A 25692-nucleotide genomic window follows, 5' to 3' on the forward strand; every position below is an offset into this window, starting at 1 on the left:
GGCAGATCTCTCCGGCTGATGTCAGGTGAGGAAGGCCGCACCGGCCGCTCGCGCCCGCTCGTCGCAGCGCACCAGCACCTCGCGGCGCTCCTGGTCGCTCATGGACATCCAGCGGGTGATCTCGGCGGCGCTGCGTTGGCAACCGATGCAGATGTCCTGCTCGTCCAGGGCACAGACATGGACGCAGGGCGAACGCACGGGTGAATCGGCGGTGGTCATGCGGCTTCCCTCGAATGGCCGCGCATTGTGCCCGTTAACGTCTGAATTGGCATGTGCCTTTACCTTGTCGCCAACACTCAATCCCGCCGGGGCGGCGCCTGGAGCACGATGCCGGCGTCGTACAGCAGGTTGACCAGTTCGACGATGATCACCGCGGTCAGGCCCCAGATGCGGTACTCGCCGTACTGGTAGCTGGGCACCTGCCAGCGCAGGCCGTCTTGGTCGACCCTAAAGGTGAAATCCGGCGGCACCTCGCAGAAGAACCGCAGCGGCACGGTGAAGACCGCGGCGATTTCGGCTTCGCTGGGGACGTACTCGAGCTGGTCGGGAATCAGGGCGACGATGGGCGTGACCGCCAGGCCATAGCGCGACACCAGCGGACTCAAGGGGGCGATCACCTCCACCAGCCCCGGCGGCAGACCGACCTCCTCCTGGGCTTCGCGCAGGGCGGTGGCGACCAGGTCGGCGTCCTCGGGATCGCGACGACCGCCGGGCAGCGCCACCTCGCCGCCGTGGGTGGACAGGTTGCTGGCGCGCAGGGTGAGCAGCAACTCGGGGTGCTCGCCACGGATGATGGGCACCAGCACCGCCGCTTCCTGGTAGGTCTCGTTGCCGCTCAGGGTGCGCGGCTGATAGTGACGCAGGCGCTGGAGCAACTCATCCACGCCGGAATTCTCCCTTGGTCATCGTATCCACTGGATCATGGCACGCTCTCCGGGCAATCCCAAGCCCAGCCATCGCTTGCGAGCCGCGGGACCACCCCGGCACACTGCAACAAAACGAGGACTGTCCATGAAGCATTGCAACCACTGTGGCGGATTGCTGGAGGAACGCATTCCCGCCGGCGACAACCGGATGCGCCTGGTCTGCAGCCAGTGCGGCTCAGTGCACTACCAGAATCCGCGAGTGGTCGCAGGTTGCCTGGCGACCTGGGAGGGCAAGGTGCTGCTCTGCCAGCGCGCCATCGAACCCCGACGCGGCTACTGGACACTGCCAGCGGGCTTCATGGAGAACGGCGAGACCACCACCGAGGCCGCCGCCCGCGAGACCTTCGAGGAAGCCGGCGCCTTGGTGCAGGGCCTGGAGCTCTATACCCTCTTCGATCTGCCGCACATCGACCAGATCTACATGCTGTTCCGCGGCGAACTGGTCGACGGGCGTTTTGGCGTGGGCGAGGAAAGCCTGGACGTGCGCCTTCTGGACGAAGCCGACATCCCCTGGTCGTCTCTGGCTTTTCCGACCATCAAGCGAACATTAGAATGCTTTTTCGCCGACCGCCGCCATGGCCTCTTCCCGCTGCGCCATGAAGGTATGGCCCCCATGGTGGTCGAGCACAAGCCTGCCTGAGCTTTTCCGAGGATCTTCCCGACATGCGTCCGTTGCACCTGTTGTTGGCGCTCTGCTATGTGCTGTGCGGTTCCTTGCTTCCCCAGCTGGCTCAGGCCAGTACCAGCGTCACGGTGATCCGCCAGCCGGCCGCGCCGCTGATCGACAAGGTGCTGGTCATCAAATCGCGCAACCAGTTGCAACTGCTCAGCGGCAATACGGTGATGAAGTCCTATCGCGTCTCGCTGGGCAAGAATCCCCGCGGCCCCAAGCTGCGCGAAGGCGACCAGCGCACCCCGGAAGGCTTCTATTGGATCGACTGGCGCAAGACCAGCGACAAGTTCAACCTGGCCATGCACATCTCCTACCCCAATCGGGAGGATCTGGTCCGTGCCCATAAGGCCGGAGTGCCGCCCGGCAGCATGATCATGCTGCACGGCACCCCCGTCGACGAGGAGTACCCGGAGTGGTACTTCAACACGCTGAACTGGACCAATGGCTGCATCGCCCTGACCAACCACGACATGCGTGAGATCTGGGGGCTGGTCAAGGATGGCACCCTGATCGAGATCCGTCCCTGATCGTCCCGGCAGCACCGATCAGTCGATCGGTGCCTACCGCCCTTCTCTACCCTGCTACCTGCTCCGCCGGCGAGACGATGTTGGTCTTGCCGCGTGAGCGGCCGCTGCTCAAATAGTCGGCGATGGACTCCTGGGTGACCTCGCCGAGGAAGTCGTTGTCGGCGCTGAGCACCGGCAGCCAGGAGCTGTTGAACTGGTACATGCGCGACAAGAGGATGCGCAGGTGCTCGTCGAAGGCCGCGGTGGCCTTGAACGGGGTGACGAAGGGTGCCACCGGGCCGCTCTGGCCGCGCAGGTCGCGGCGGCGCACGTAGCCCAGGCCCTTATTGGCGGCATCGGTCACCACCAGGTAGCGGCGGTCGTGCTCTTCCATCAGTTCCACCGCATCACCGATCAGAGTTTCGGCCTGAATCGAAGGCGCGTTGTCGGCGGCATCCTCGGCGCGGATCAGCAGCAGGCGCTTCAAGGTGCTGTCCTGGCCGACGAAGTTGCTGACGAAGTCATCCTTGGGATGGGCCAGCAGGGTATCCGGATGGTCGAACTGCACCAGGCGCCCGCCGCGGAACACGGCGATCTTGTCGCCCAGGCGGATGGCCTCGTCGATGTCGTGGCTGACCATGATCACCGTCTTGTTCAGCGCCCGCTGCATCTGGAAGAACTCGTTCTGGATGGCATCGCGGTTGATCGGATCGACCGCACCGAAGGGCTCGTCCATCAGCAGCAGCGGCGCCTCGGCGGCCAGGGCGCGGATCACGCCGATGCGCTGTTGCTGGCCGCCGGACAGCTCGCGTGGATAGCGCGACAGGTATTGCTTGGGATCGAGCTGCACCATGCTCATCAGCTCGGTGGCGCGCTCACGGCACTTCTTCTTGTCCCAGCCCAGGAGCTTGGGCACCACGGTGATGTTTTCCTCGATGGTCATGTTGGGGAACAGGCCGATCTGCTGGATGACGTAGCCGATGTGGCGTCTCAGCGTCACCTCGTCGATGCCGGTGGTGTCCTCGCCATTGATCAGCACCCGCCCCGAGGTGGGCTCGATGAGGCGGTTGATCATCTTCAGGGTGGTGGTCTTGCCGCAACCGGAGGGACCGAGGAAGACGCAGATCTGGCCCTCCTCGACGGTGAGGCTCACGGCGTCCACTGCGGTCACGTCCTTGCCGTGTTGCTTGAAGGTCTTGGTCAGGCGGTCGAGTTCGATCATCTGGGGCTCCTTAATGGGCGCTGCGCAGGCCGCGCGGGGTGAGGCGGCGTTGCAGCCACTGCAGGACGAGGTCGGCGACGATGGCCAGCAGGCTGACCAGCACGGCACCCACGATGAGGGTGGCCATGTCGCTGCGGCTGATGGCGGTGAGGATGAGCACGCCCAGGCCACCGGCACCGATGGTGGCGGCGATGGTCATGACGCCGATGTTCATGACCACGGCGGTGCGCACCCCGGCGAGGATCACCGGCAGGGCGATGGGCAGTTCGACCATGCGCAGGCGCTGCCAGAAGGTCATGCCGATGCCGGCACCCGCTTCACGGATACCCGGTTCGACGCTGGTCAGCGCCAGGTAGGTGTTTCTCAGGATCGGCAGCAGCGAATAGAGGAACACCGCGGTGATGGCCGGCAGCGGACCGAGGCCCTGGCCGAACTTGGAATAGAACGGCAGCAAGAGGCCGAACAGGGCGATGGAAGGCAGCGTCATGACCACCGTGGCGACCGCCTGCAGCGGTCCGGCTAGCCAGGGATAGCGGGTCATGAGGATGCCCAGGGGCACGCCGACCAGGATCGCCAGGGTCACGGCGATACCGACCAGGGTGATGTGTTGGCGGGTCAGTTCGAGGACCTGTAGCCAGTCGATGTGCTGGAAGGAGGTGACGAAATCCATGGGTCATTGCCCTCCGCTTAGGGGGTGCTGGGCGAGGAAGTCGCGCGCCACCTGGGCCGGTGTCTGCCGCTCGATGTCCACCTTGGCGTTGAGCTGGCGCATGGTGGCCTGGTCCAGGCTTTCCGCCAGGGGCCTCAGCAGCTCGGCGAGATCCGGGTGCTTTTCCAGATACTTGGCGTTGACCACCGGGGCGGCGGTGTAGTCGGGGAAGTAGCCCTTGTCGTCTTCCAACACCTTGAGTTTGAAGGCGTCCAGGCGGCCATCGGTGGTGTAGACCAGGCCGGTGAACACCTGGCCATTGCGCAGGGCGGTATAGACCAGCCCCGGATCCATCTGGCGGATATCGTCGCGGGTGTAGCTCAGGCCATAGGCCTTTACCAGGCCGGCGAGCCCGTCGGAGCGATTGGCGAATTCGATGTCCAGGGCCGTCAGATGGCGCTGCTTCGGCTCGGCCGCGAGCAGCCGGGCCAGGTCGCTGATGCTGTTCAATTCTGGATGGGCCTGGGCGACCTCTTCCGGCAGGGCCAGGGCATAGGTGTTGTTGAAGCGAGTGGGCGCAAGCCAGGCCAGCCCAACCTTGGCATCCAACTCCTTGACCCGCTGGTAGGAGGCGGCCTTGTCCAGCCGTTCGGTGACATGGTTGTAGGCCACCAGCGAGGTGCCGGTGTATTCCCAGGTGAGGTCGAGCTGGGCGTTCTTCACGCCGTTCCAGGCGATGGTGCTGCCCAGGCCACCGACGATCTCCGGCTGGTAGCCATGCCGGGCCAGGTACTGGCCGGTGAGTTCAGCGAGGATGACCTGTTCGGTAAAGACCTTGGCGCCGATGCGGATGGGGTCGGCCTGGGCGCCACTGACCAGGGCGAGGCCGAACCAGGCCGCGCCGAGGGCGATAAACAACTTTTTCATCTCGTCTCCTTAGCGGGCCAGGCCGCGCTCCAGCCAGAGGCGGCTGGCGAGCAGCACCAGGCCATCGAGCAACAGCGCCAACAGGGCGGTGGCGGCGGCGCCCAGCAGTAACTGCGACTGGTTCTCCAGGGCGATGGCGGGAAAGATCAGGCTGCCCAGGCTGTTGGCGCCGATGAGGAACACCAGGGGCGTGGTGCCGACGTTGATCGCCAGGGCGACCCGCACCCCGCCGACGATGATGGGCACGGCATTGGGCAGCTCCACCTTGGTCAGCACCTGGGTGGGCGTCATGCCGATGCCAGTGGCGGCCTCCTTGAGCGAGCCGGGTACGTTCTTCAGGCCTTCGTAGGTGTTGCGCACGATGGGCAGCAGGGAGGCGAGGAACAGCGCCAGGATGGCCGGGCCATCACCGATGCCGACGAGGCCCAGGGCGATGGCCAATACCGCCAGCGGCGGCACGGTATTGCCGATGTTGAATACCTGCATGAAGCGCTCGGCGCTGTGGGCGAAACGCGGCCGGCTGAGCAATACCCCGGCGGGGATACCCACCAGCAGGGCCAGGACCATGGAGACGGCCACCAGGTAGAGATGGGCCTGAAGGTAGAACAGCAGATCGGCGCGATAGGTGCGCAGGGTATCCATACCGATCCAGTGCACCAGCAGTGCCAGGATCACCGCTCCCACGGCTGCGCCGAGCAGGAGGGTCTTGAATTTCGCCATGTCAGGCTCCTTCAACGAGCGGACAGGCGACGTGCCTTCCAACGGCGGAACTCGCTGCGAGGCGAGGTGCACGACGGCTGCCCGGGTTCAGGGTCGAGACGCAGCGGGGCATGGCGGGAATGCCGGCTGGACCAACGGGGCACGGGCGGAGCGTTAGGCTCCGTTGCACCCTTGAGTGCCGCTCCAAAGGAACGGCATGGCACTTTGCCTCGACCGGTGGTTGACGTCCAAAACGAGTCGATAGTTCGCCAACTTCTTTTCAGGCTAACCCAATAGACTGACTCAATGCCAATCCGGCTTGAGGAATTGCCAGTCTGGAGCAACCGGATGGGCCGGCTAGAGAGGCGGATGGTGGCGAGAAGGCGGGAGGCGCGAGCTAGACGATGTGGGCAGAAACCGGAAGATAGACTTAATCCAGTTTTTGCTACCAGACGCACAGTATTTATCTGACCAACTTCACATTGTGCCAGCTGAACCCTTTCAGTTTCGTGCAAAGCCACACAAGTCAGCTGACGTATGGTCATGACTGAAACATCTTTCTGTGAGCCAGTGCGACGCCATCCCTTTGGCACCTCTTTACCATTCTGACGAGTGGCTGACGCTTTGAGGGATCATTCAGCCATCACAAGGTCAATAGGTGGCCCAGTGATAGCACTCAACGCCGTTTCTGGTACCGCTATAACAACAGACTAATCACCGAGCTAACTTCAAAGGGAACGTTATGAATGACATGACGGCTTGTGCATCGTTGGACTCCGCTACTCTCTCCCCTGCCCCCGTACTGCTACTGCAACCCAAGGTGGAACATTGGGTGGTGGTCTATGCTCACGGTGGCCTGATCGCTGAATTCAACGACGAGGCCTCGGCCCGCCGCGAAGCCGAGCAGTGGGCCGGGATCTGTCTGCGTCGCTAGTGTGGTGTTTCAGAAATTGACTGCACAATTTTGCGCGGCACTTTTTTGTCCTTGGCGGCGTTGCCACTCCTCGCCATAGCCCTGCTATGACTCGTCCCGGCGCCTGGCCAAAGCCAAAAAATCACTCGCCAATTCTTGTGCGAACTTCTAAAACATCACACTAGCGAACTCATCCGAATGATCTGCCCTGCGCCGTCGCCTGACGGAAAGCAGTCGCGGGCAGCTCATCACCCGCTCCAAGCTCTCGCGCCGCTCTTGCTCGGGTGATCCGACCTGGTCCAAGCGATCTGTCGTATACCCTATCCAGCTCTCATTTCTGACCTGCTCGCCGGCCTTAACGTTGCCTAGCGCACCTTCTGCGTACGGGCGCGCAACTTAACCACTCCCATTCAGGCCTCATAAGCGAATCGAGCACCTCTCTGCTCGCCGTCTTCCGTCACTGTCTGAGACCTTGCCGATGACGCTTCGCCTGAAATCCGCTTTCGCAACTCTCTTCGTCCTCCTCTTCAGCCTGGGAACCGCACCGGCGCTGCAGGCTGCCCCCCGGGACTTCCCTACCGATCTCATCGGACTGAATTTCTCCGGTGCCGGATTCGCCCCCCAGGTCCTGCCCGGAAAACCTGGAACCAACTACTTCTTTCCCGAGGCCAGCCATTACCGCCGCTGGAGCGCCAAGGGTATCCGGGTGATCCGCTTCCCCATCATCTGGGAACGCCTGCAGCCGCAGTTGGGCAAGGACCTGGACCCTACGTACGTCAAGCTGATCGACCAGACGCTCGACAATGCCAAGCGTTACCGCATGAGCGTGGTGCTCGATTTGCACAACTACATGAGATATCGCGGCCAGATCATCGGGAGTCAGGCCGTGTCCTACCAGGCCTACGCCGACGTACTGCGGCGGATCGCCCAGCGCTGGCATGGGCATCCCGCGCTGGTCGCCTACGACATCATGAACGAGCCCCATGATGCGGTAGAGCAGTGGCCGATCGCCGCCCAGCACGGTATCGACGCCGTGCGCAGCGTGGATCGCGCCCGGCCGATCCTGGTCGAGGGCAACGGCTGGTCCAGCAGTTACCTCTGGCCGCGCTATAACGCCAAGCTACTCGACCTCAAGGATCCGGCGGACAACCTGATCTTTTCCGCCCATGTCTATTTCGACAACGACGGCGGCGGCAAGTACCTGAAGAAGGACCTGACCGCCTTCGATCTGGATGTCGGCATCCGCCGCGTGGAACCCTTCATCACCTGGCTCAAGCAGCACGGCAAGCGCGGTCATATCGGCGAATTCGGCGTGCCGGACAACGATCCGCGCTGGCTCGCCGCCATGGATCGCCTGCTGGCGCGGCTGCGCCAAGAATGCATTCCGGCCATGTACTGGGCAGCCGGCCCCAACTGGGGCGACTACCCGCTGGCGATCGAGCCGGTGAATGGCAAGCCGCGCCCGCAATGGGCCGTCTTGCAGAAGTACGTCAAGCCGTCCGACTGCGAAACGCTCGGCCCGCGCTGACGGCAAGCGCCGCTGGCCACGCCAGCGGGCGCTCCCCGGCGATCACCGAAGACCTGAAGGCAAATCGGTGATCGCACTCACAAAAGTCTCGACCCTGTAGAGAACTCTTAAGGTTTTGGCGATCAAACCGTAACAGAAAGCAATAGTTCGACTATTGAAATCGTCGCGACAACAAGAGCCAGGATGCCATGCCCTCTTCCGCCTTCCCTTCCCCAACCCCTCATTCCCTTCCCTAACGGCGGCCATTGCTCATCTGCCTTCACCCGTCGCACCGTCAGGGAAATCCCATGGAAAGATTCACCGCTCTGGATAGTTTTCGCGGCCTTTTGGCCGTGGCCGTGGTCCTGTTTCACACCTATGTCGCCCAGGCGGCATCGGAAAATCCGCTGATCGCCAACGCCTATCTGTTCGTCGAGTTCTTCTTCGTGCTCAGCGGCTTCGTCCTGATGCACACCTACGAGACCCGTCTGCGCTCCCTGGACGACTATCGCGACTTCACCATCAGCCGCTCGGCACGCATCCTTCCGCTGCACCTGGCCATGCTGGGGCTCTATATCCTGCTGGAGACCGGCCGCCTGCTGGCCGAGCAGCTGGGTATCAGCTTCAACGATCCGGCCTTCAGTGGCGCCACGGCTCCCGAACAGCTCCTGCCCAATCTGCTGCTGCTGCAATCCTGGCTGGGCGAGGCCATCACCGGCTCGTTCAACTATCCGTCCTGGAGCATCAGCATCGAGTACTACCTCTATCTGGTCTTCGGACTGCTGGTCCTGAAAGGCCAGGGACACCACCGCCAGTGGTTCCTGGTGATCGCCCTGCTGGCCTTCCTGCAGCTGCTGTTTCCCATCCTGCCGCTGAAGACCGAGATCTTCCGTGGGCTATCGTGCTTCTTCGCCGGCGCCTGCACCTATCGCCTCTATGTCTGGATCAAGACACACCACCAGGGGCAATTCGGCGGCACCCTGCTGGAGGTGGCCTGCCTGATCGCCGCCGCCGCGGTAATGACGTCCGAGCTACCCGTCGCCAAGAAAGGCGTGCTGGCCAGCCTGGTGTTCTGCGTCACCATCCTGACCTTCGCCTTCGAGCGTGGCCTGGTCTCGACGGTGCTGCACCAGGGCATCTTCGTCCGGCTGGGCATGCTGTCCTATTCGATCTACCTGGGCCATGCCGCGGTGATCTTCCTGTTCAAGAGCGCCTTTATCGTGCTGGGCAAGCTGCTGCATCGAGACCTCACGGTAGTGGCGCCTTCCCACGACGCCCCGGTGCCCTTCATGATCCGCTACATCGCCACCGGCAGCCCGCTGCTGGACAACCTGGTGGTACTGCTGGAACTGGTGGTGGTCTTCGCCCTGGCCTGCCTGACCTACAGATACATCGAGCTTCCCGGCATGGCCCTGGGCAAGCGCCTGGTGCGCCAGAGACGTACCCCGCCGTTCTGCGAGGGCAAGATCCAGCCGCAGCCCTGAGCGAGCCTCAAACCCACTCACTTCCGGCAGGTGCCAGCATTGTGCAGTCGTAATGCTGGATGCATCCTTAAGGCTGGCAGCGAAAGGTAGGAGATAGACGTCTTCGCTGGTGACGCGACAGGGATGGATCCTGACATGCAGCGACACTACGACGAGCTGGTGCGGCTCTGCTACGAATGCGTTTTGGACGAGAGCCGCTGGGATGTTTTGTTGGAGCGCCTGATTCCGCTCAGTGGGCGGCAGCAGGGAGGAGTGGTGATCCAGGCGCAAGGCGAGCGCTATGGCAAAGTCACCCAGTACCATAGATGCAGCGAAACGGCGGTCCAGCGCTACGCCGAGTATTTTCATCAGTTGGACCCCGGCCTGGACTGTATGCCTCAGCGCCAAGTCGGGCTCTGGTATCACGACTGGCAGCACCTGAGTGCCAAGACCCTGAGCCTCCATCCCTACTATCAGGAGTTCATGCGGCCAGTCGAAATGGGACGCAACTCCTACGTCAAGCTGTACGAAACACCCAGTCAGACAGCATATTTGACGCTGATCACCGAGGTTGGCCAGAGCACGCCTGCTCTCGACCGACAGAAGTTACTGGAGCGCCTATCACCGCACCTACAACTCGCCGGAAACTTCGCGAGCCGATTAGCAAATACCGCAAGGCAACTGCAGTACCAGTCACTTCTGCACTGTAAATCTGATCAATGCCTCTGGCTGGTCGATGGGAACAGTCGCCTGGTATTCGCAAATCAAGATGCCGAGGCCATGCTGCGACTGCCCAACCCACCTTTATTCGTTCATCAGGGACGCCTCAAAGCACAGCGTATTGAGACATCCCTGGCCAAAGCGATTCAAAAGGCAGTGGGAATGCCAGGGCCTGCGAGCGCCAGCCTGGTCAGACTCGAAGGGAACGGCAGCCACGATCTGGTGGTGGTACCCGTCGCGGCCGACAAGCTTCCAAACGGCAGTCCCCCCCTTGGCCATGGTGACATTACCGAAATCAAACTTTGACCTTAACCTTCCGCGCGAACTCTTCAAATTCACCCCCGCCGAAACTCGGCTGGCTCAGCTATTGATGCGCGGCCTGGCACCCGAGGCTTATGCGTCAAGATTGAACGTGAGCATCACGACCGTTCGATCTCAATTAAGGGCTCTATTGAGCAAAACCAATACTGAACGCCAAGCCGAGTTTGTAGCGCTGCTGGCAAGACTTGCTCTTTAGCCTGAGCTGCAAATAAGTAAGAGGGCGAGACGCAAGCCTAATATTCTCCCTCCGAGTGATCGAGTGGCAGTTTCCCCACACCCGAACCCGGTAAGCGCCCGCAACTATGCGAGGGAGTGGTTTTTGAAGCCTTCCCGACTCACCTGCTATGTGAAACAGCAACCAAACACAGAGACCACCTGGCACAGGGAAGCATATTTGATGTTAAAAATCGAGATCTAGTTAACACCGCCTGCAACAGACGCAGGAATGATACAACGAAAGCTTATTGCATCACCGAACTGCATAACATCTATATCAGCGGGAGAAACGCACCCAGCCGTTTTAACCTTTATGGACCCACCAGGCTTTAAATGACTACTTACATCAACAGATTGACCAGGCGCAAATACATGCCCAAAATTTCCAGCTCCTCTTGCGCAATTATTATTCCCTTCTAACACAGCATACTGCTCCTGAGCGATACAGTAGGCTCCTGAAATGGAATAGGAACACACATTGCGCAGAACAAATTTCTCGCTACTACCATAAACTAAAGAATCACGACCAATTGACTCAACCTTCAAACAGCTAGCATCGGCAATCTTACCCATCATTTCTTGGCTTTGATATGGCTTGGAAATAGCAGATTCTAAAGAACCATATCCAGCAGATGAATCGGATAAATTTCTAGTTCTTTGCATCGCCTCCGAGCTCGTCTGATATCTAGGATTACTTGCCGCAGCAATTGCCGGAACAGCAACCTGGCTGACCTGTTCCGGAGAAGTCAAAGATCCACCCAAGGTAAAGACATCCATTATAGGGCCTATGGCCAACGCAATCGGTAACTGGACTGTCCCCGCAACATAGTTCCCCCGAGAATAGTTATTCCCCACGCTCTCCAACATTTCCCCCGTTGTGCAGGCGCCCAAAAAAACACCCACAAAAAAGACAACCAGCATTCTTTTTACGACCACCATCATCGCATACCACCTCAATGAGTTAATTTTCCTAGCCATATCATGAAATTTGCTAGACCGGCACCAAGAAGCCTTTGAAACCTCTTCAGACGTATAGCAATTCAAACCACAACCATTAACGCATGACGCAACGACAATCCTAAGGATTTCACTCACCGCTCTATATACATGCGCACGCAGAATTCCGGACCTAAAAACCCACCACAATGCTCAATACACAATTTCTTCGAGGAGCGGTCTAGGAAAACATCTGTAAATGTATTGCAAGTTAGCGAGCACTTACAGGCTGACAGCCTTCAGCACGAGAGCAGTTATTTCCACTGACCATCCATCCTGAAATATCAGGATCTATCCGACCGGATTCACCTGGAAATTGCGGTATAAATCGTCCGCTGCACACAAATTGCGTACTTCTACTTTCTCATCAGAAATAGGATTGGCCGCTCGGACCTTTAACGACATGCCCGATGCTCCAAGGATGTTGGTCGACATGGAAAAATTTCGTTTTTAAACTTCCTAATTAGCTCGATGGGCATCTCCCATCGCATTTCGACTTCATGGGTGAGATGCTAGGTCGTCTCTAGTAGTCCGGCATCCTTCATTTAGAGGATGCCTGCCGATTTTCGTATTAGGGGCAGACACGGGATGTCTTGTCTCTCTGCTATACTCCGCCCCCTCTTTTTTCGCTCTCGCCCAGGCTCATCCATGACCACCCAGGCCGCCGAAGTCGCCAAGCGCCGTACCTTCGCCATCATCTCCCACCCCGACGCGGGCAAGACCACCATCACCGAGAAGCTGCTGCTGATGGGCCAGGCCATCACCGTGGCGGGCACGGTGAAGTCGCGTAAGTCCGACCGCCATGCGACCTCCGACTGGATGGAGATGGAAAAGCAGCGCGGCATCTCCATCACCACCTCGGTGATGCAGTTCCCCTACCGCGAGCACATGATCAATCTGCTCGACACCCCCGGCCACGAGGACTTCTCCGAAGACACCTACCGCACCCTGACCGCGGTGGACTCGGCGCTGATGGTGCTCGACGGTGGTAAGGGCGTCGAACCCCGGACCATCGCCCTGATGGATGTCTGCCGGCTGCGCGACACCCCCATCGTCAGCTTCATCAACAAGCTGGACCGCGACATCCGCGACCCCATCGAGCTGCTCGACGAGATCGAGGCGGTGCTCAAGATCAAGGCCGCGCCCATCACCTGGCCGATCGGCAGCTATCGCGACTTCAAAGGCGTCTATCACCTCTCCGACGACCGCATCTACGTCTACACCCCAGGCCACGGCCACGAGCGCATCGCCACCAAGACCATCGACAAGCTAGATTCCGACGAGGCCCGCGCCCACCTGGGCGATCTCTATGAGCGTTTCGTAGAGGAACTGGAGCTGGTGCAGGGCGCCTGCCACGAATTCGACAACGACGCCTTCCTGCGCGGCGAGATGACCCCGGTGTTCTTCGGCACCGCCCTGGGCAACTTCGGTGTCGACCAGGTACTGGACGCCGTGGTCGACTGGGCGCCGCGCCCGCTGTCGCGCGCCGCCCACGAGCGCGTGGTGGAACCGGTGGAAGAGAAGTTCTCCGGCTTCGTGTTCAAGATCCAGGCGAACATGGACCCCAAGCACCGCGACCGCATCGCCTTCATGCGCATCTGCTCGGGCAAGTACGAGAAGGGTATGAAGCTGCGCCACGTGCGGATCAAGAAGGACCTGAAGATCGCCGACGCCTTGACCTTCTTCTCCAGCGAGCGTGAGCACCTGGAAGAGGCCTTCGCCGGCGACATCATCGGTCTGCACAACCACGGAACCATCCAGATCGGCGACACCTTCACCGAAGGAGAGCAACTGGGCTTCACCGGTATCCCGCACTTCGCCCCGGAACTGTTCCGTCGGGTACGTCTGAAGGACCCGCTGAAATCCAAGCAGCTGCGTCAGGGCCTGCAGGAGCTGGCCGAGGAAGGCGCCACCCAGGTGTTCTTCCCCGAGCGCAACAACGACATCGTGCTCGGAGCGGTGGGCGTGCTGCAGTTCGACGTGGTCGCCAGCCGCCTGAAGGAGGAATACAAGGTGGAGTGCGCCTACGAGGCCATCAACGTCTGGTCGGCGCGCTGGATCGAGTGCGACGACAAGAAGAAGCTCGAGGACTTCAAGACCAAGGCCTTCGAGAACCTGGCGGTGGACGGCGGCGGTCACCTCACCTACCTGGCGCCGACCCGCGTCAACCTGGCGCTGATGGAAGAGCGCTGGCCGGAGATTACCTTCCGCGCCACCCGCGAGCACCACTAAGAGCAACCAGCAAAACTACTGCGCGTCCGCCAGACGGGCGCGTGCAGTGCTCGGAATCCTCATGTACCGCTCGTACACTCGTGCGCGAGCACGGTCCGGTTCCTGCGCGCCGCGCGCACCCGCCTGACAGCCGCTCGCTACGTTTTGTTAGCCGCTCTGCACCTCATATCCCCGGCCGGCGGACCTTCCGCCGGCCAGCGGCCTCTGCTCTACTGCCCAGCCGCTAGTCAGCTGCGGTCTGCCAGCTCCACCACGTTGAGTTCCAACTCCGCTCGCTCGGTCCACTGGCCATCCAGCTCGGTGCGTACCGCCACGCCCAGTTCCTTGAAGTCCGCCACCTGCTTGACCAGGTTGCCCGGGCCGCCCACCAGTTGCCCGCAGGCCTTGCGATAGGCTTCGCCGGCCTTTTCCAGGCTCTTGCCGATGCCGTCCATGCTGCCAAGGAAGGTGCGCAGCTTGTCGTAGACCTTGCCAGCGCGGTCGGCCAGTTCGGCGGTGTGGCGATTCTGGTCCTCGAAGCGCCAGAGCTGGCGGACGATGTTGAGGCTGGTCAGCAGGGTGGTCGGCGTGGCCACCAGCACGTTCTGCTCGATGGCGCGCTGGAACAGACTCTCGTCGGCCTTGAGCGCCTCGACGAAGGCCGATTCGATGGGGATGAACAGGAAGACCATCTCCGGCGAATTCAGCCCCGGCAGGCTGAAGTACTCACGGTCGGCCAGTTCGCGGATGCGCTCGCCCACGGCGCGCACGTGCTCGCCCAGGGCCAGGCGGCGCTCGCCCTCGTCTTCGCTGTTGACGTAGCGGGTATAGGCGTTGAGCGACACCTTGGCGTCCACCACCAGATGCTTCTTCTGCGGCAGATGGACCAGCACGTCCGGCCGACGGCGCCCGGTCTCGGTAGTGAAGCTGCGCTCGCGGACGAAGTCGCGCCCTTCGCGCAGGCCGGAGCGCTCCAGCACGTTCTCCAAAATGAGTTCGCCCCAGTTGCCCTGGGCCTTCTTCTGGCCGCGCAGGGCGGTGGCCAGGTCGTGGGCTTCCTGGGTGATCTGGCGGTTGAGTTCCTTAAGATCGAGCAGTTGCTGGCCGAGGGCCGCCTGCTGCTGGACGTCCTTGTGGTGAATGTCTTCGACCTTGGCGCGAAAGCCTTCGATCTGCTCGCGGAAGGGCCGCAGCAGGGCATCCAGCGACTGCTGGCTGTGCCGGGCGAAGGCCTGGCCCTTGGCTTCGAAGATGCGTCCGGCCAGTTGTTCGAACTCCAGCTTGAGCTGCTCGCGACTCTCGCGCAGCAACAGATGCTGTTCCTGGAAGTGCTGTTCCTTCTGCTCCAGGGTGGTTTTGAGAGTGGCGTGCTCTTCCGCCAGGCGCGCGTGGCGTTCCTGCACCTCGGCGTGCAGTTGTTGCTCGCGGTGCTGGCGCTCACGCAGCTCGGCGAGTTGCTCCTGGATGCCCTGCAACTGAGCGCGGGTGGCCTCGGCCAGGGCGTGCTGCTCGGCGGCCTGCAGCTGGGCCTGGCGGGTCTGCTGGCGCAACTCGGCCTCCAGCTCCCGATTGGCCTCCAGCTGACGCTGCAGGGTGGCGGTGCGTTCGCGCTCGGCGCCCAGCTCCACCACCTGGCGGCCATTGGCCAATTCGGCCCGCTGCAGGTCGTCGCGCAGCATGTCGTAGCGCTCGGCGGCGCTGTCGAGTTGCTGCTGGAGATAGCGCTGGCGGCCGGTCAGCCAGATTGCCGAACCGGCCCAGCCGGCCAGCAGCAACAGAGGAAGCACAAGGGAGGCGAAAGGCAGGGAAGTCATGGCGCTCTCATCACGGACGGCTCCCCCTCACCTTAGGCAGGCCAGGCGGGAGCGTCCAGCAGTTATCTGTATATTTACACAGTATTTCGCAAATCCAGGTCCAGCCCACTGACGCGCCGAACCCGCCGCGCCACCGCCTCGGCGAAGATGCCACCACGGGCCTCGATGAGGGTAAACTCATCACGCGCCCGGGTGATGCCGGTGTAGACCAGCTCCTTGGTCAGCACCGGGCTGAGTTGCTCAGGCAGGAGCAGCGCGGTATGGGCGAATTCCGAGCCCTGGGACTTGTGCACGGTCATGGCGAACACCGTCTCCACCGCCGCCAGGCGACTGGGCAGGACGAATCTCAGGCCGCCGCTGCCATCGCCCCGGGGAAAGGCGACCCGCAGCACCTTGCGCCCCGGCTGGGTGGCGTCGGGCAGGCAGAGGGTGATGCCGATGTCGCCGTTCATCAACCCCAGGCTGTAGTCGTTGCGCGTCACCAACACCGGGCGCCCTTCGTACCAGCCATGCTCGCCACTGAGCAGGCCGGCGGCCAACAGGGCACTGGCGGTGCGCAGATTGAGGCCTTCCACGCCCCAGGGACCCTTGCGCACGGCGCAGAGCAGCTGGAAATCGTCGAAGGCGGCGAGCACCTGACCGGCCCAGCGTGTCCAGGCCGGATCGTCCAGTGAGGTATCCGCCTGGGGCCGCGCCTGGCGCAAGACCTCCAGATAATGCCGATAACCGCGAGCACGCCCGCGGCCCTCCAGCACCAGGCGCTCCAGGGCCCGATCCTCCGGCCCCTTGAGCAGCACCCGATGGAGATCGGCATAGCCGCCGTCGATCAGCACCTGCTGCGCGCCCAGCCCATCCTGGGCATTGACGCGGCGCGCCAGCTGGCCGATACCGCTGCCGGCGCCGAAGCGGCGCGAGCGGCGCAGCATCACCACCTGTTGGGCCAAGGCGTCGGCCTGGTCATCGCCGACGGCCAGGTCGGCTGCCGCCAACGACTGGCCGCTCACCGCTTCCAGCCAGGCGCGGGTGGCGGGGCTGTAGCGTCCGGCTTCGGCATCGCGGCAGAGATCGCCCAGCACCGCCCCCGCCTCCACCGAGGCCAACTGGTCCTTGTCGCCGAGCAGGATGAGGCGCGCCCGCGGCGGCAAGGCCGCCAACAGGCTGGCCATCATCTCCAGGTCGATCATCGAGGCTTCGTCCACCACCAGTACGTCCAGCGGCAGTGGCTGTCCGCGGTGATGGCGGAAGTGGCGGGTGTTGGGGCGACTGCCCAGCAGCCGATGCACCGTGGTCACCCCAGTGGGAATGTGCCGGCGCAGCTCTTCATCCACCGGCAGGCGGCTGACCTGGCCGCCGATGGATTCGGTAAGACGGGCAGCGGCCTTACCGGTGGGCGCGGCCAGGCGGATGCGTAAGGGCCGACCGGCTGCCACCGCCGGTGCCTGGAGCAGCGCCAGCAGGCGAACCACGGTAGTCGTCTTGCCGGTGCCGGGACCGCCGGTGACGATGCTGAAGGCGCCCCGCACCGCCAGGGCGCAGGCCAGTTTCTGCCAGTCGGGCTCGCCGTCGGCCTCGGCATCCGGCGGAAACAACCGGTCGAGGCGCTCGGCGAGATCCGCCGGCAGAGGCTCCCGCGTGGCCAGCCGCTGGCGCAGGCTGGCGGCCACCTCGCGTTCGTAATTCCAGTAGCGGCGCAGATAGAGGCGCTCGCCACCCAGCACCAGGGGTCGCTCCGGCGCGCTGCCGTCGCCATCGACCAGGGCGCTGGCCAGCAGCGCCTGGCGCCAGGCCTCCAGGCTGTAACCCTGCAGCAGTTGCGATGGCAGCAGCGAGTTGCGCGCTTCATCGCCCTCGGGTGGCAGCGACAGGGCCGCATCGGGATTGCGCAGGGTGGCGGCAAGATCCAGGCAGACATGACCATGGCCGAGCTGATGACTGGCCAGGGCCGCGGCCAAGAGCACCGCCGACTCGCCATTTGGTTCGAGTTCACCGAGAAAGCTGGTGAAGGCGCGGTCGACCTGGCGCAGCCAGCCGCGCTGGACCCAGAGTTCCAGCAGGCGAAAGAGGTCGTCACGGCGGCTCAGGGGCGACAACGGGCTTTCCGGAACCAAGGAGGCCAGGCGCAACAGGCGTTCGGTAGCGGCGCTGAAATCAGACATGGGCAGGCTCCGCACCGCTGAACAGCAGATCCAGGGTCTCGATCAGGGCCTGGGCGGGGCGCTCGACGAAGACGCCGTGGCCGGCCGGATCGCAACCGCGCAGGAAGAGGTAGACGGCCCCGCCGAAGTGGCGCTCGTAGCTGTAGTCGGGCAGCCGCGCCTTGAGCAGCCGGTGCACGGCCAGGCTGTAGAGCACGTATTGCAGGTCATAGCGCTTGGCGAGGACGGCGCTTTCCATGGCCGTGCGGGTATAGGCCGCGACCTCGGCGCCCAGCCAGTTGGATTTGTAGTCCACCACGAAATAGCGCCCCTCGTGCTCGAAGACCAGGTCGATGAAGCCCTTGAACAGGCCGTTGAGCTGCCCCGGTTCGAGTACCGGTCGCGCCTGGCCGCCATGGGTACCGCGGCGGACCAGCTCATCCAGGCGTTCCAGATCCACGCCATGGGTGGCGAACCAGAATTCCATCTCCACCTGGTAGCGCGCCAGCTCACCCAGGCGCTGGGTGCCGCCCGGCAGGGGCAGCGGCAAGGCCAGCAGCTGGCGTAGCCAGGTCTGCAGGATGGGAATCCAGTGATTCCAGCCGCGCCGCTGGCAGCGCCGGGCGATCAGGTCGTCGAGCCGCTCGGGGGCCGCCTGGATGGCGGTGAAGCCTTCCTCGCCGACCCACTCCAGAAGGCTGTGCAGGAAGGTACCCGGACCGGGACCGCGGGGGAAGCGATGCAGGTCTTCGCCAGCGGCAGGCTGGCGGGCCTCGTCCGGGGCGAGACGGTCGTCGTCGAACAGCTTCTGGGCCGCGGGCGTATCCAGGTCCAGCTCCAGATTCAGCTGGCCCTCCTCCCGTGCCTCGCCCAGGCGCGTCCCGATGCGCAAGGCACTGTAGGACGCGATCCACCAGTCCTCGCGGGCCGCCCGCCGGGCGGTCAGCGCCTTGAGGATCACCGGGGCCTCACGCGCTTCCGGTAGCCGGTCAGCACTGGCCTCCGGCAGCGGCAGGATGAGGCTGTCGGGCTGGGTGCCGATCAGGGTGCTTAGCGCAGTGGTCAGGGCGGCCGAACTCGCCAACGGCTCGCCACCGGTGGCCAGATAGCCCAGGGCACTGCGGGCGAAGCCGGAGTCCTTGCTGCGTCCACGCTTGAGATCGGCCACCCCGACCCAGCAGGCATGCCGGGCACGGGTCAGGGCGACATAGAGCAGCCGCAGATCCTCGGCCAGGCGCTCATCATCGGCGCGGGCCAGCTCCTCGGCGGAGGGCTTGAAGGTACGGCGCAGCTGGCCCTGGTCGTCGTGATAGCGCAGCGGCAGGGTGGTGCCCTCTTCGGGGCGATAGGCGCAGGCGAAGGGCAGGAACACCAGCGGATATTCCAGGCCCTTGGACTTGTGCACCGTTATCACCTTGACCAGTTCGGCGTCGCTTTCCAGCCGCAGGATCTGCTCGTCGGCGGCGCCCTGGGCGGCCAGTTGCTCGGCCAGGTGGCGGATCAGCGCCTGCTCGCCATCCAGCTCGCCAGCGGCGCGCTGCAGCAGTTCGGCGAGGTGCAGCAGGTTGGTCAGCACCCGCTCGCCGTCGGCGCGGGCCATCAGCCGCTGCGGCAGACGAAAGTCCTGCAGCAGGCGGCGCAGCATGGGCAGCACGCCCTGGCCACGCCAGAGCTGGCGATAGCCGCGGAATTGCAGCACTCGCTCCTCCCAGGCCTGCTCGTCGTGGTTGAGGGCGTCCAGTTCAGCCAGCGGCAGGTCGAGGGTCAGGCTGCCCAGGGCGGCGCGCAGGCGGCGATCCACGTCGGGCTCGGCGCAGGCCTTGAGCCAGTCCAGCAGGCAGCGGGCCTCCTGGGCGGCGAACACCGAGTCCTTGTCCGACAGATAGACGCTGCGCACCCCGCGGCGCACCAGGGCTTGGCGCACCGCCTGGGCCTCGCTGCCGGCGCGCACCAGGATGGCGATATCGGCCGGTCGCAGCGGCTTGAGCTCGCCGCCTTCGTGACGAAAGCCCGCGCGCCCGTCGGCGGCCAGGGTCAGCAACCGGACGATCTCGCTGGCGGTACTCTCGGCCAGGCTAGCGCGATAGGCGGTGCCGGCCAGGGGCTCGTCGCCGGCCAGGTGCCAGAAGGTCAGGGCTGCACTCGTTAGGCCATCGATTTCCAGCTGCTCACGTCGCCCCTGGGCGCGGACCGGCTCGAAGGGCACCGGATTATCCTCACCCTGGCGGAACAGGAAGGCCGCGCGCGGCGCCGTCGCCTCGCCATGCAGGAACACCTGGTTGACTGCGGCGACCATGGCGGCAGTGGAGCGGAAATTGGTGTCCAGCGAATGCAGGTTGCCGGCATTGGCGCGGCGGGCCTGTAGATAGGTGTGGATATCGGCGCCCCGGAAGGCATAGATGGCCTGCTTGGGATCGCCGATCAGGAACAGCCCGGTGCCCTCGCCCGCACCGTAGACAGTGCTGAAGATGCGGTACTGGACTGGGTCGGTGTCCTGGAATTCGTCGATCAGTGCCACCGGGAATTGCTCGCGGATCAGCGCTGCCAGTCGTGCGCCGGCGCCATCGGCCTGCAGCGCTCTATCCAGGCGGGTGAGGATGTCGTCGAAACCCAGCTCGGCGCGGCGTAGTTTCTCGCGCTCGAACTTCTGCTGCACCCAGGCCGCCGCGTGCTCCAGTAGCGGCACCTCGGGGCTGGGCAGCTCGGCCAGTTGCCCGGGCAATCGCGCCATGGCCGCCAGGGCGGGGTGATCCGGCGGGGTGGCCTTGGTCCAGACCTCGGCGAAGCCCTCCTCGGTCAACCGGGTGAAACCGGTGCCGATATCGAGGGCCTCACTGGCGGAATCTGCCGCCCAGGCGCCCAGCTTATCGCACCAGGGCCCGAAGAATCTCTTCTGCAACTTGCGTCCATCGACCACCTTGGCGTCGCAGCCGGCCTGGCAGAGATCACGCAATTCTTCCGCCCAGGCCGCCCAGGGCGCCTTGAGTGTTGCCAATCGCGCTTGGCGCTCGGCCAGGGCCGTGGCCAGCAGCGTGGCGGGATCGCCCTGGGGCGCGCCCAGGGGTTCGCCCAGCAAGGGTCGTAGGCGCGCAGCCAGGGCACGGGGTTCGCCCCAGTGCTCGATGACCCAATCCAGCGCCGCGCCTTCGAGGGGATAGCAGAAGCGCCGCCAGTAGTCGCGCACCACCTGGGCGAGCAATTCGCTCTGGTCCTGCTCCAGGTTCTGCACGAAAAGGCTGCCGCTGTCGAAGGCATGCTCGCGCAGCATCCGCTGGCACCAACTGTGGATGGTGGAGACCGCCGCCTCGTCCATCCACTGGGCGGCGATGTCCAGGCGCCGGGCGCAATCGGCCCAGGCCTCGAAAGGGAAGTCCTCGCGCAAGGCGTCGAGCAGCGGATCGGGCGCTGCGATCTCGTCACGGAAGAACCGTGCCCCCTCGGCCAGCCGATGGCGGATACGGTCACGCAGTTCCTGGGTGGCCGCCTCGGTAAAGGTCACCACCAGAATCTGTGGCGGCAACAACTCGCGGCCGAACGCTGTCTCGGCCGTGCCATGGCCCAGCACCAGGCGCACATAGAGCGCGGAGATGGTGAAGGTCTTGCCGGTCCCGGCACTGGCCTCGATGAGCTGATTGCCCTGCAGTGGAAAGCGCAGAGCGAGCGGACGTTGACTCATGCCTGCCCCTCCCCGCCGACCACCTGCCAGCCGGCAGTGAAGACCGGTGCATAGAGCGTCTGGCACCAGCCATCGAATTCCTCGTCGGCCAGCAGGGCGGCGAAATCCGGATACTGGCGGCGCAGTGCCGGATGGGTCGCCGCCTCGCCCTGGTAGGCCTGCTCGGCAAAGGCCAGGGCCTTATCCGGCTCATTGGCCAGCCAGGCGAAGGCGGTGCGCGGCGCGACGGGTAGCGGGCGCCGCTGACCCAGCGCCCAGGCGTCGAGCAATTCGTTGAGCTGACGGCTGGCCAGCTCGGCGTCCAGCGGTGGTAGCAGCAGGGTCAGATCGGTCGCCACCACGGCGGTGGTGAGCTGCAGACCACCGGCCGCCGCGACCAGGTGCTGCACCCAGGGTCGCAACAGCCGATGCCACTTGCGGGTACGGGCATTGCCCAGGCCATTGGCCTGGGCAGTCAGGGCCAGCAGCCCTTCGGGGCCGCGGCGCAAACGTTCAAGGTTGGCCACCAACTGCACTTCGCGATGTTCGAGATCCAGGGTCACGGCCTCTTCCAGGGGCTCGGGCCAGCGCAGGGTCAAGGCCTCGACCTGGGCCACCACGGCCGGCAGTGGCTCGCGCAACGCCCGTCCGGCCCGCTCGCCAAAACCCGCCAACGGCAGGCGACCACTGCCGCGTAGGCGTTCGGCCGCCGCGGTGAGCGCTCGGTCGACGGCTTCCGGCTCGGCCAGCGCCGCCGCCAGCAGGCCTTCGCCCAGTTGGTAACGGGTCAGGGCGTCCAGACCGAAGGGTTCCTCATCTTCCGCCGGGGCATCGGGCGCCTCGAAATGCACCTTGAGTCGATTGGCGAAGAACAGATCCACCGGCCCGCGTAGAAAGCGCGCCAGGTCGTCGAGGCCCAGCGGCTCTTCCAACACCAGCGGCGGCAACAGGGCGTCCTCATCCCGCGTGGTACGGTCGTGCACACCCAGCCACTCGGCGGCAAAGCTGAAATAGCCGCGTTCGCCGCGGAAATAGCGGGCACTGAAGGGTTGCAACGGATGCTCCTGGGTCAGGGCCGCGAGCAGACGCTCCGGCTCCTCTTCATGGCCGGCCAGCCGCCAACCGGCCTGAAGATGATCGCGCAACTGGGCGATCAGCACCGACGGCGGTCGCTCGCTGTTGTCGCGGATGCTGCGCCCCACCCAGCTGACATAGAACTGGTCGCGCGCCGAGAGCAATGCCTCCAGCAGCAGATAGCGGTCGTCTTCGCGCCGCGAACGGTCACCGGGGCGATAGTCCTGGGCCATGAGGTCGAAATCCAGCGGCGGATGAATGCGCGGATAGGCGCCATCGTGCATGCCCAGCAGGCAGACCACGCGGAAGGGAATGGCGCGCATGGGCATCAGGGTGCAGAAGTTGACCGCCCCAGCGAGAAAGCGCTGGGCCAGGCCGCCGGCATCCAGCCCGGCCAGCCAGGCCTCGCGGACCACAGTGAGCGGCAGCTCTTCATCCAGCGCCACGTCCTCGCACAGCTCCAGCCAACGCTCGCGCAGATTTTCCAGCTGCTCCAGCAGGTATTCGTCATGCTCGTCCTGGGCGCTGAAGAACAGCGCCAGCAGCGCCTGCAAGCGCGCGCCCCACTCCGCCGGTCGGGCCGGTTGCGCCAACGCCGCCTGAGCCGCGTCCAGGGCATCGAGCAGATCGACCAGCGGCCCGACCAGCGCGGCGTCCAGGCCACCCACCTCATCGAAGGGCTCGATGTCGCCCAGGGCGGCGCCGCCGCCTACCGCATAGCCCAGCAGCATGCGCCTCAGGCCGAAGCGCCAGGTGTTCTGCGTCAGGCCTTCGGGCAGGTCGAGACGACTGCGCTGCGCGGCATCCAGCCCCCAGCGCACGCCGGCGCCTTCCAGCCAGAGATGCAGGGTTGGCAGATCGCCTTCGCGCAAGCCGAAGCGCGCACGGAGCGCCGGCACGTCCAGCAGATCGAGGATTTCACTCAGGGCAAAGCGGCTGTCGGGCAGTTGCAGCAGGTGCTCCAGGGCGATCAGCAGCGGCTGGAAGCCGCGCTGGTGCTGGTCAGCCAGACTGAAGGGAATGAAGCGCGGATCGCTACGATCGAGTTGACCGAACACCGCGCGGATGTGCGGCGCGTAGGCATCGATGTCTGGCACCATGACGATGACATCGCGCGGCCTGAGACTCCCATCGCTGCTGAAGCGCGCCAGGAGCTGGTCATGAAGGATCTCCACCTCGCGCTGCGGACTGTGGGCCACATGGAAGCGCACGGACCTGTCCCGCGCCGGGTCGACCGCCGGCCAACGCGCGCGCGTCTCGGCCAGGGGACGCAATTCTAGGATATCGTCCTGCAACTGGCCGAGTAGATGCTGGGGTTCGGTCTCGGCGAAGAGATCGATGCGGCCGCCGTTGAGATCCTCGAACAGGCGGCGATAACCATCGGGTTCGTCGAACTCGTCCAGCAGATGGATGTAGTCGCGACCCTGCTTGCCCCAACTCGCCAGCAGCGGCTGGCCGTGCTGGTGCAGCGCCTCGGCGTCCAGGGTCTGGGGCATGCCCGGCTTGCGCTGCTGGCGGCGATAGTTCTGCCGCAGCAGATCCTGGTCGGCGACGATATCGGACCAATGATGGCGACAGGGATTGTGCACACAGAGCAGCACCTGGCTGAAGCGCGCCAGGGCGGCCAGGGCTTCGAAGGTCTGCGCCGGAATCGCTGATAAGCCAAAGATCACCACCCGCCGCGGTAGACCGGTCGGCGCTTCGGTCGCCGCCTGCATGACCTCCAGAAAACGCCGATGCACCCCGGCCCGACTCCGGGCCAGACCGCCGTCGCCGACATCGGCCAGCAGGGCGCGCCACAGCTGCGCCTGCCAGCGACAACTCTCCGGCAAGGGGCGCCGACTGTCACGCAGACTGGCCAGCAGATCCCGGCCCTCGGCCCAGTCGTTGAGCCAGTCGGCGCGATAGACCTGGTAGCCGTCGTAGAGATCGGCCAGGCGCTCGGCCAGCTGATAGCGCTTTCGCAGATCACCATCATCATCGAGAAAGCGCCGCAGCGCGGCGAAGTCCGGTTGCGCCAATAGCGTCGGCAAGAGCCGCATCAAGCGCCAGGTCAGAGGCGCTCTATCCAGCGGCGAGGATGGCGGTACGTTGTCCCGGCCCAGCACCTGGCGATAGGTGCGCCAGAGAAAGGCCGCCGGCAGTTGCACCTCAAGGGCCGCGGCCACTCCGCAACCCCCTTCGTCGTCCCCGCGCGGATCCTCGGCCAGCGCCAGCTTCAGCCACTGGGCGATGCCGTTGCTCTGCACCAATACCTGTTCGTTTTCCAGTGGCGCCAGGGGATACCGACGCATCCAGCCGACCGCCAGGCTGCGCAGCTCTTCGAGCCGATTGCCGTGTACTACCATGAATCCGGGAGTGAGCACCTCGGACATCCTACGCCTCGCTGTTCGCTATCTGCGGCAAGGGTAAGGATCACCCGCCCTGGACACCAGCCCGCAATGTGGTCGCCTGCGCATGACACAGTGCACAGCCGCCTCTTCCACCCGCCTGCAACGGGCCGCCAGCCGGTAGACTTACCGCCTATCGGCCGCCGGCCCTCGACAGGATGTTTTCATGCGTTTCCTCGTTGCCCTTCCCCTGCTCCTGGGCGCCGCCCTCGCCCAAGCCGACAATGGCGATCCCGTCGACTGCGCCAGCCTCCAAGCTCAGTTGCCACTGCCGCTACTCCAGCAGACCTCCGGCCTGCCCCTGGCCTACGCTCGCCAGATCGCCGGTGGTTGTGCCTTCACCGATCGCGACACCGGCCAACCGGCCAACTATCTGCTGGGCCTGTCCGCAGGCTACGAGAATGGCGGTCGGGCGCTGCCCAAGTTGCGGCGGCAGGTGCAGTCGCTCAGCGAACAGCTGGACTGCAAGGCCGTCGACGGCCTCGGCGAAGGCGCCACTGCCTGCAGCAAACCCCTGCTGGGCACCCAGATCTTCTTCATCAAGCGCGACCGCATCCATACGGTCACCGCGTCCAGTCCGCTGGAATACGAAAAGCCCGAGCTGGCCGGCAAGTTGCGCCAAGCGGCCCAGGCGACCGCCCAGGCCTGGGCGCAACGGCTGTGAGGGAAGGCGCG

At 64.2% G+C, this 25692-nt stretch carries 20 protein-coding genes and 1 other RNA gene; 9 read left to right on the forward strand and 12 right to left on the reverse strand.

Annotation, left to right across the window (positions count from 1 at the left end):
• Window positions 1-21: 21 nt before the first annotated feature.
• A complete protein-coding gene (locus CCZ28_RS11305; RefSeq protein WP_058763835.1) occupies window positions 22-219 on the reverse strand; it encodes a DUF1289 domain-containing protein in 198 nt (65 codons plus the stop codon).
• A 77-nt stretch (window positions 220-296) separates the two neighbouring features.
• Window positions 297-884 carry a CoA pyrophosphatase gene (locus CCZ28_RS11310; protein WP_140218079.1) on the reverse strand — a complete coding sequence of 196 codons (588 nt, stop codon included), beginning with the start codon at window positions 882-884 and terminating at the stop codon, window positions 297-299.
• Between the two features lie 127 nt (window positions 885-1011).
• On the opposite strand from CCZ28_RS11310, the gene CCZ28_RS11315 reads away from it, so the two are divergent.
• Both CCZ28_RS11315 and CCZ28_RS11320 read left to right on the forward strand, forming a co-directional pair.
• On the forward strand, window positions 1012-1566 hold the full coding sequence (locus CCZ28_RS11315) for an NUDIX hydrolase (RefSeq protein WP_140218081.1): 555 nt from the start codon (window positions 1012-1014) through the stop codon (window positions 1564-1566).
• 86 nt (window positions 1567-1652) lie between these two features.
• Complete coding sequence (locus tag CCZ28_RS11320; RefSeq protein WP_437179218.1) at window positions 1653-2126, forward strand: L,D-transpeptidase family protein; 474 nt, start codon at window positions 1653-1655, stop codon at window positions 2124-2126.
• Window positions 2127-2172: 46 nt separating this feature from the next.
• Here CCZ28_RS11320 and CCZ28_RS11325 read toward each other — a convergent pair whose 3' ends face one another.
• From CCZ28_RS11325 to CCZ28_RS11340, 4 genes are read right to left on the reverse strand one after another with little or no spacing between them, the layout of a single operon-like run.
• Window positions 2173-3327 carry an ABC transporter ATP-binding protein gene (locus tag CCZ28_RS11325; protein ID WP_140218085.1) on the reverse strand — a complete coding sequence of 385 codons (1155 nt, stop codon included), beginning with the start codon at window positions 3325-3327 and terminating at the stop codon, window positions 2173-2175.
• A 10-nt stretch (window positions 3328-3337) separates the two neighbouring features.
• Window positions 3338-3997, reverse strand: coding sequence for an ABC transporter permease (locus CCZ28_RS11330; RefSeq protein ID WP_058763843.1), 660 nt, complete (start codon window positions 3995-3997; stop codon window positions 3338-3340).
• A 3-nt stretch (window positions 3998-4000) separates the two neighbouring features.
• Entirely contained in the window at window positions 4001-4903 is a 903-nt protein-coding gene (locus tag CCZ28_RS11335) for a glycine betaine ABC transporter substrate-binding protein (RefSeq protein WP_140218087.1), read from the reverse strand.
• A gap of 9 nt (window positions 4904-4912) precedes the next feature.
• Window positions 4913-5623: an ABC transporter permease gene (locus tag CCZ28_RS11340; protein WP_058779883.1), complete on the reverse strand. Its 711-nt coding sequence runs from the start codon at window positions 5621-5623 to the stop codon at window positions 4913-4915.
• 730 nt (window positions 5624-6353) lie between these two features.
• Here CCZ28_RS11340 and CCZ28_RS11345 point away from each other — a divergent pair.
• The 4 genes from CCZ28_RS11345 (at window position 6354) to CCZ28_RS11360 (ending at window position 10511) form a co-directional block, all read left to right on the forward strand.
• Window positions 6354-6536 (forward strand): hypothetical protein, encoded by a 183-nt coding sequence (locus CCZ28_RS11345; RefSeq protein ID WP_140218089.1) that lies wholly within the window; start codon window positions 6354-6356, stop codon window positions 6534-6536.
• A 457-nt stretch (window positions 6537-6993) separates the two neighbouring features.
• Entirely contained in the window at window positions 6994-8043 is a 1050-nt protein-coding gene (locus CCZ28_RS11350) for a glycoside hydrolase family 5 protein (RefSeq protein WP_140218090.1), read from the forward strand.
• Between the two features lie 287 nt (window positions 8044-8330).
• Window positions 8331-9506, forward strand: a complete 1176-nt coding sequence (locus CCZ28_RS11355) for an acyltransferase family protein (protein ID WP_140218092.1) — start codon at window positions 8331-8333, stop codon at window positions 9504-9506.
• A 135-nt stretch (window positions 9507-9641) separates the two neighbouring features.
• Window positions 9642-10511, forward strand: a complete 870-nt coding sequence (locus CCZ28_RS11360; protein ID WP_140218094.1) for a hypothetical protein — start codon at window positions 9642-9644, stop codon at window positions 10509-10511.
• Between the two features lie 429 nt (window positions 10512-10940).
• Here the strand turns inward: CCZ28_RS11360 and CCZ28_RS11365 are convergent, their stop codons facing one another.
• Together CCZ28_RS11365 and CCZ28_RS24440 are read right to left on the reverse strand one after the other, a co-directional pair.
• Window positions 10941-11684, reverse strand: coding sequence for a hypothetical protein (locus CCZ28_RS11365; RefSeq protein WP_140218096.1), 744 nt, complete (start codon window positions 11682-11684; stop codon window positions 10941-10943).
• Between the two features lie 345 nt (window positions 11685-12029).
• Window positions 12030-12173, reverse strand: coding sequence for a hypothetical protein (locus CCZ28_RS24440; protein ID WP_167509232.1), 144 nt, complete (start codon window positions 12171-12173; stop codon window positions 12030-12032).
• Window positions 12174-12386: 213 nt separating this feature from the next.
• Between CCZ28_RS24440 and CCZ28_RS11370 the strand changes: the two genes are divergently transcribed.
• Both CCZ28_RS11370 and CCZ28_RS11375 read left to right on the forward strand, forming a co-directional pair.
• Window positions 12387-13970 carry a peptide chain release factor 3 gene (locus CCZ28_RS11370; protein WP_140218098.1) on the forward strand — a complete coding sequence of 528 codons (1584 nt, stop codon included), beginning with the start codon at window positions 12387-12389 and terminating at the stop codon, window positions 13968-13970.
• Window positions 13971-14048: 78 nt separating this feature from the next.
• A non-coding RNA gene (locus tag CCZ28_RS11375) (sX9 sRNA) lies at window positions 14049-14123 on the forward strand.
• A gap of 74 nt (window positions 14124-14197) precedes the next feature.
• On the opposite strand, the gene rmuC is transcribed toward CCZ28_RS11375, so the two are convergent.
• The 4 genes from rmuC to recC form a co-directional block, all read right to left on the reverse strand.
• Window positions 14198-15763, reverse strand: coding sequence for a DNA recombination protein RmuC (gene rmuC, locus CCZ28_RS11380; RefSeq protein ID WP_140218100.1), 1566 nt, complete (start codon window positions 15761-15763; stop codon window positions 14198-14200).
• Between the two features lie 74 nt (window positions 15764-15837).
• The gene (gene recD, locus CCZ28_RS11385) at window positions 15838-17919 is read right to left on the reverse strand and encodes an exodeoxyribonuclease V subunit alpha (protein WP_140218102.1); all 2082 of its coding nucleotides are present in this window, start codon (window positions 17917-17919) and stop codon (window positions 15838-15840) included.
• A complete protein-coding gene (gene recB, locus CCZ28_RS11390; protein WP_140218103.1) occupies window positions 17912-21574 on the reverse strand; it encodes an exodeoxyribonuclease V subunit beta in 3663 nt (1220 codons plus the stop codon). Before recB ends, recD begins: the two co-directional genes overlap by 8 nt.
• On the reverse strand, window positions 21571-25002 hold the full coding sequence (gene recC, locus CCZ28_RS11395) for an exodeoxyribonuclease V subunit gamma (RefSeq protein WP_140218105.1): 3432 nt from the start codon (window positions 25000-25002) through the stop codon (window positions 21571-21573). The genes recB and recC overlap by 4 nt, the downstream gene beginning before the upstream one ends.
• Before the next feature lie 181 nt (window positions 25003-25183).
• Between recC and CCZ28_RS11400 the strand changes: the two genes are divergently transcribed.
• A complete protein-coding gene (locus tag CCZ28_RS11400) occupies window positions 25184-25681 on the forward strand; it encodes a hypothetical protein (RefSeq protein ID WP_140218107.1) in 498 nt (165 codons plus the stop codon).
• Window positions 25682-25692: the final 11 nt, after the last annotated feature.

The organism is Pseudomonas oryzihabitans, from assembly GCF_006384975.1.
In the GTDB taxonomy this organism is placed as follows: Bacteria; Pseudomonadota; Gammaproteobacteria; order Pseudomonadales; family Pseudomonadaceae; genus Chryseomonas; species Chryseomonas psychrotolerans_B.

What these genes read in the sequence shown, in the direction of transcription:
- CCZ28_RS11305 (WP_058763835.1), bottom strand. Translation starts at nt 219, where the DNA reads ATGACCACCGCCGATTCACCCGTGCGTTCGCCCTGCGTCCATGTCTGT.
- CCZ28_RS11315 (WP_140218081.1), top strand. Translation starts at nt 1,012, where the DNA reads ATGAAGCATTGCAACCACTGTGGCGGATTGCTGGAGGAACGCATTCCC.
- CCZ28_RS11325 (WP_140218085.1), bottom strand. Translation starts at nt 3,327, where the DNA reads ATGATCGAACTCGACCGCCTGACCAAGACCTTCAAGCAACACGGCAAG.
- CCZ28_RS11330 (WP_058763843.1), bottom strand. Translation starts at nt 3,997, where the DNA reads ATGGATTTCGTCACCTCCTTCCAGCACATCGACTGGCTACAGGTCCTC.
- CCZ28_RS11335 (WP_140218087.1), bottom strand. Translation starts at nt 4,903, where the DNA reads ATGAAAAAGTTGTTTATCGCCCTCGGCGCGGCCTGGTTCGGCCTCGCC.
- CCZ28_RS11340 (WP_058779883.1), bottom strand. Translation starts at nt 5,623, where the DNA reads ATGGCGAAATTCAAGACCCTCCTGCTCGGCGCAGCCGTGGGAGCGGTG.
- CCZ28_RS11345 (WP_140218089.1), top strand. Translation starts at nt 6,354, where the DNA reads ATGACGGCTTGTGCATCGTTGGACTCCGCTACTCTCTCCCCTGCCCCC.
- CCZ28_RS11350 (WP_140218090.1), top strand. Translation starts at nt 6,994, where the DNA reads ATGACGCTTCGCCTGAAATCCGCTTTCGCAACTCTCTTCGTCCTCCTC.
- CCZ28_RS11355 (WP_140218092.1), top strand. Translation starts at nt 8,331, where the DNA reads ATGGAAAGATTCACCGCTCTGGATAGTTTTCGCGGCCTTTTGGCCGTG.
- CCZ28_RS11360 (WP_140218094.1), top strand. Translation starts at nt 9,642, where the DNA reads ATGCAGCGACACTACGACGAGCTGGTGCGGCTCTGCTACGAATGCGTT.
- CCZ28_RS11365 (WP_140218096.1), bottom strand. Translation starts at nt 11,684, where the DNA reads ATGATGGTGGTCGTAAAAAGAATGCTGGTTGTCTTTTTTGTGGGTGTT.
- CCZ28_RS24440 (WP_167509232.1), bottom strand. Translation starts at nt 12,173, where the DNA reads ATGTCGACCAACATCCTTGGAGCATCGGGCATGTCGTTAAAGGTCCGA.
- CCZ28_RS11370 (WP_140218098.1), top strand. Translation starts at nt 12,387, where the DNA reads ATGACCACCCAGGCCGCCGAAGTCGCCAAGCGCCGTACCTTCGCCATC.
- rmuC (WP_140218100.1), bottom strand. Translation starts at nt 15,763, where the DNA reads ATGACTTCCCTGCCTTTCGCCTCCCTTGTGCTTCCTCTGTTGCTGCTG.
- recD (WP_140218102.1), bottom strand. Translation starts at nt 17,919, where the DNA reads ATGTCTGATTTCAGCGCCGCTACCGAACGCCTGTTGCGCCTGGCCTCC.
- recB (WP_140218103.1), bottom strand. Translation starts at nt 21,574, where the DNA reads ATGAGTCAACGTCCGCTCGCTCTGCGCTTTCCACTGCAGGGCAATCAG.
- recC (WP_140218105.1), bottom strand. Translation starts at nt 25,002, where the DNA reads ATGTCCGAGGTGCTCACTCCCGGATTCATGGTAGTACACGGCAATCGG.
- CCZ28_RS11400 (WP_140218107.1), top strand. Translation starts at nt 25,184, where the DNA reads ATGCGTTTCCTCGTTGCCCTTCCCCTGCTCCTGGGCGCCGCCCTCGCC.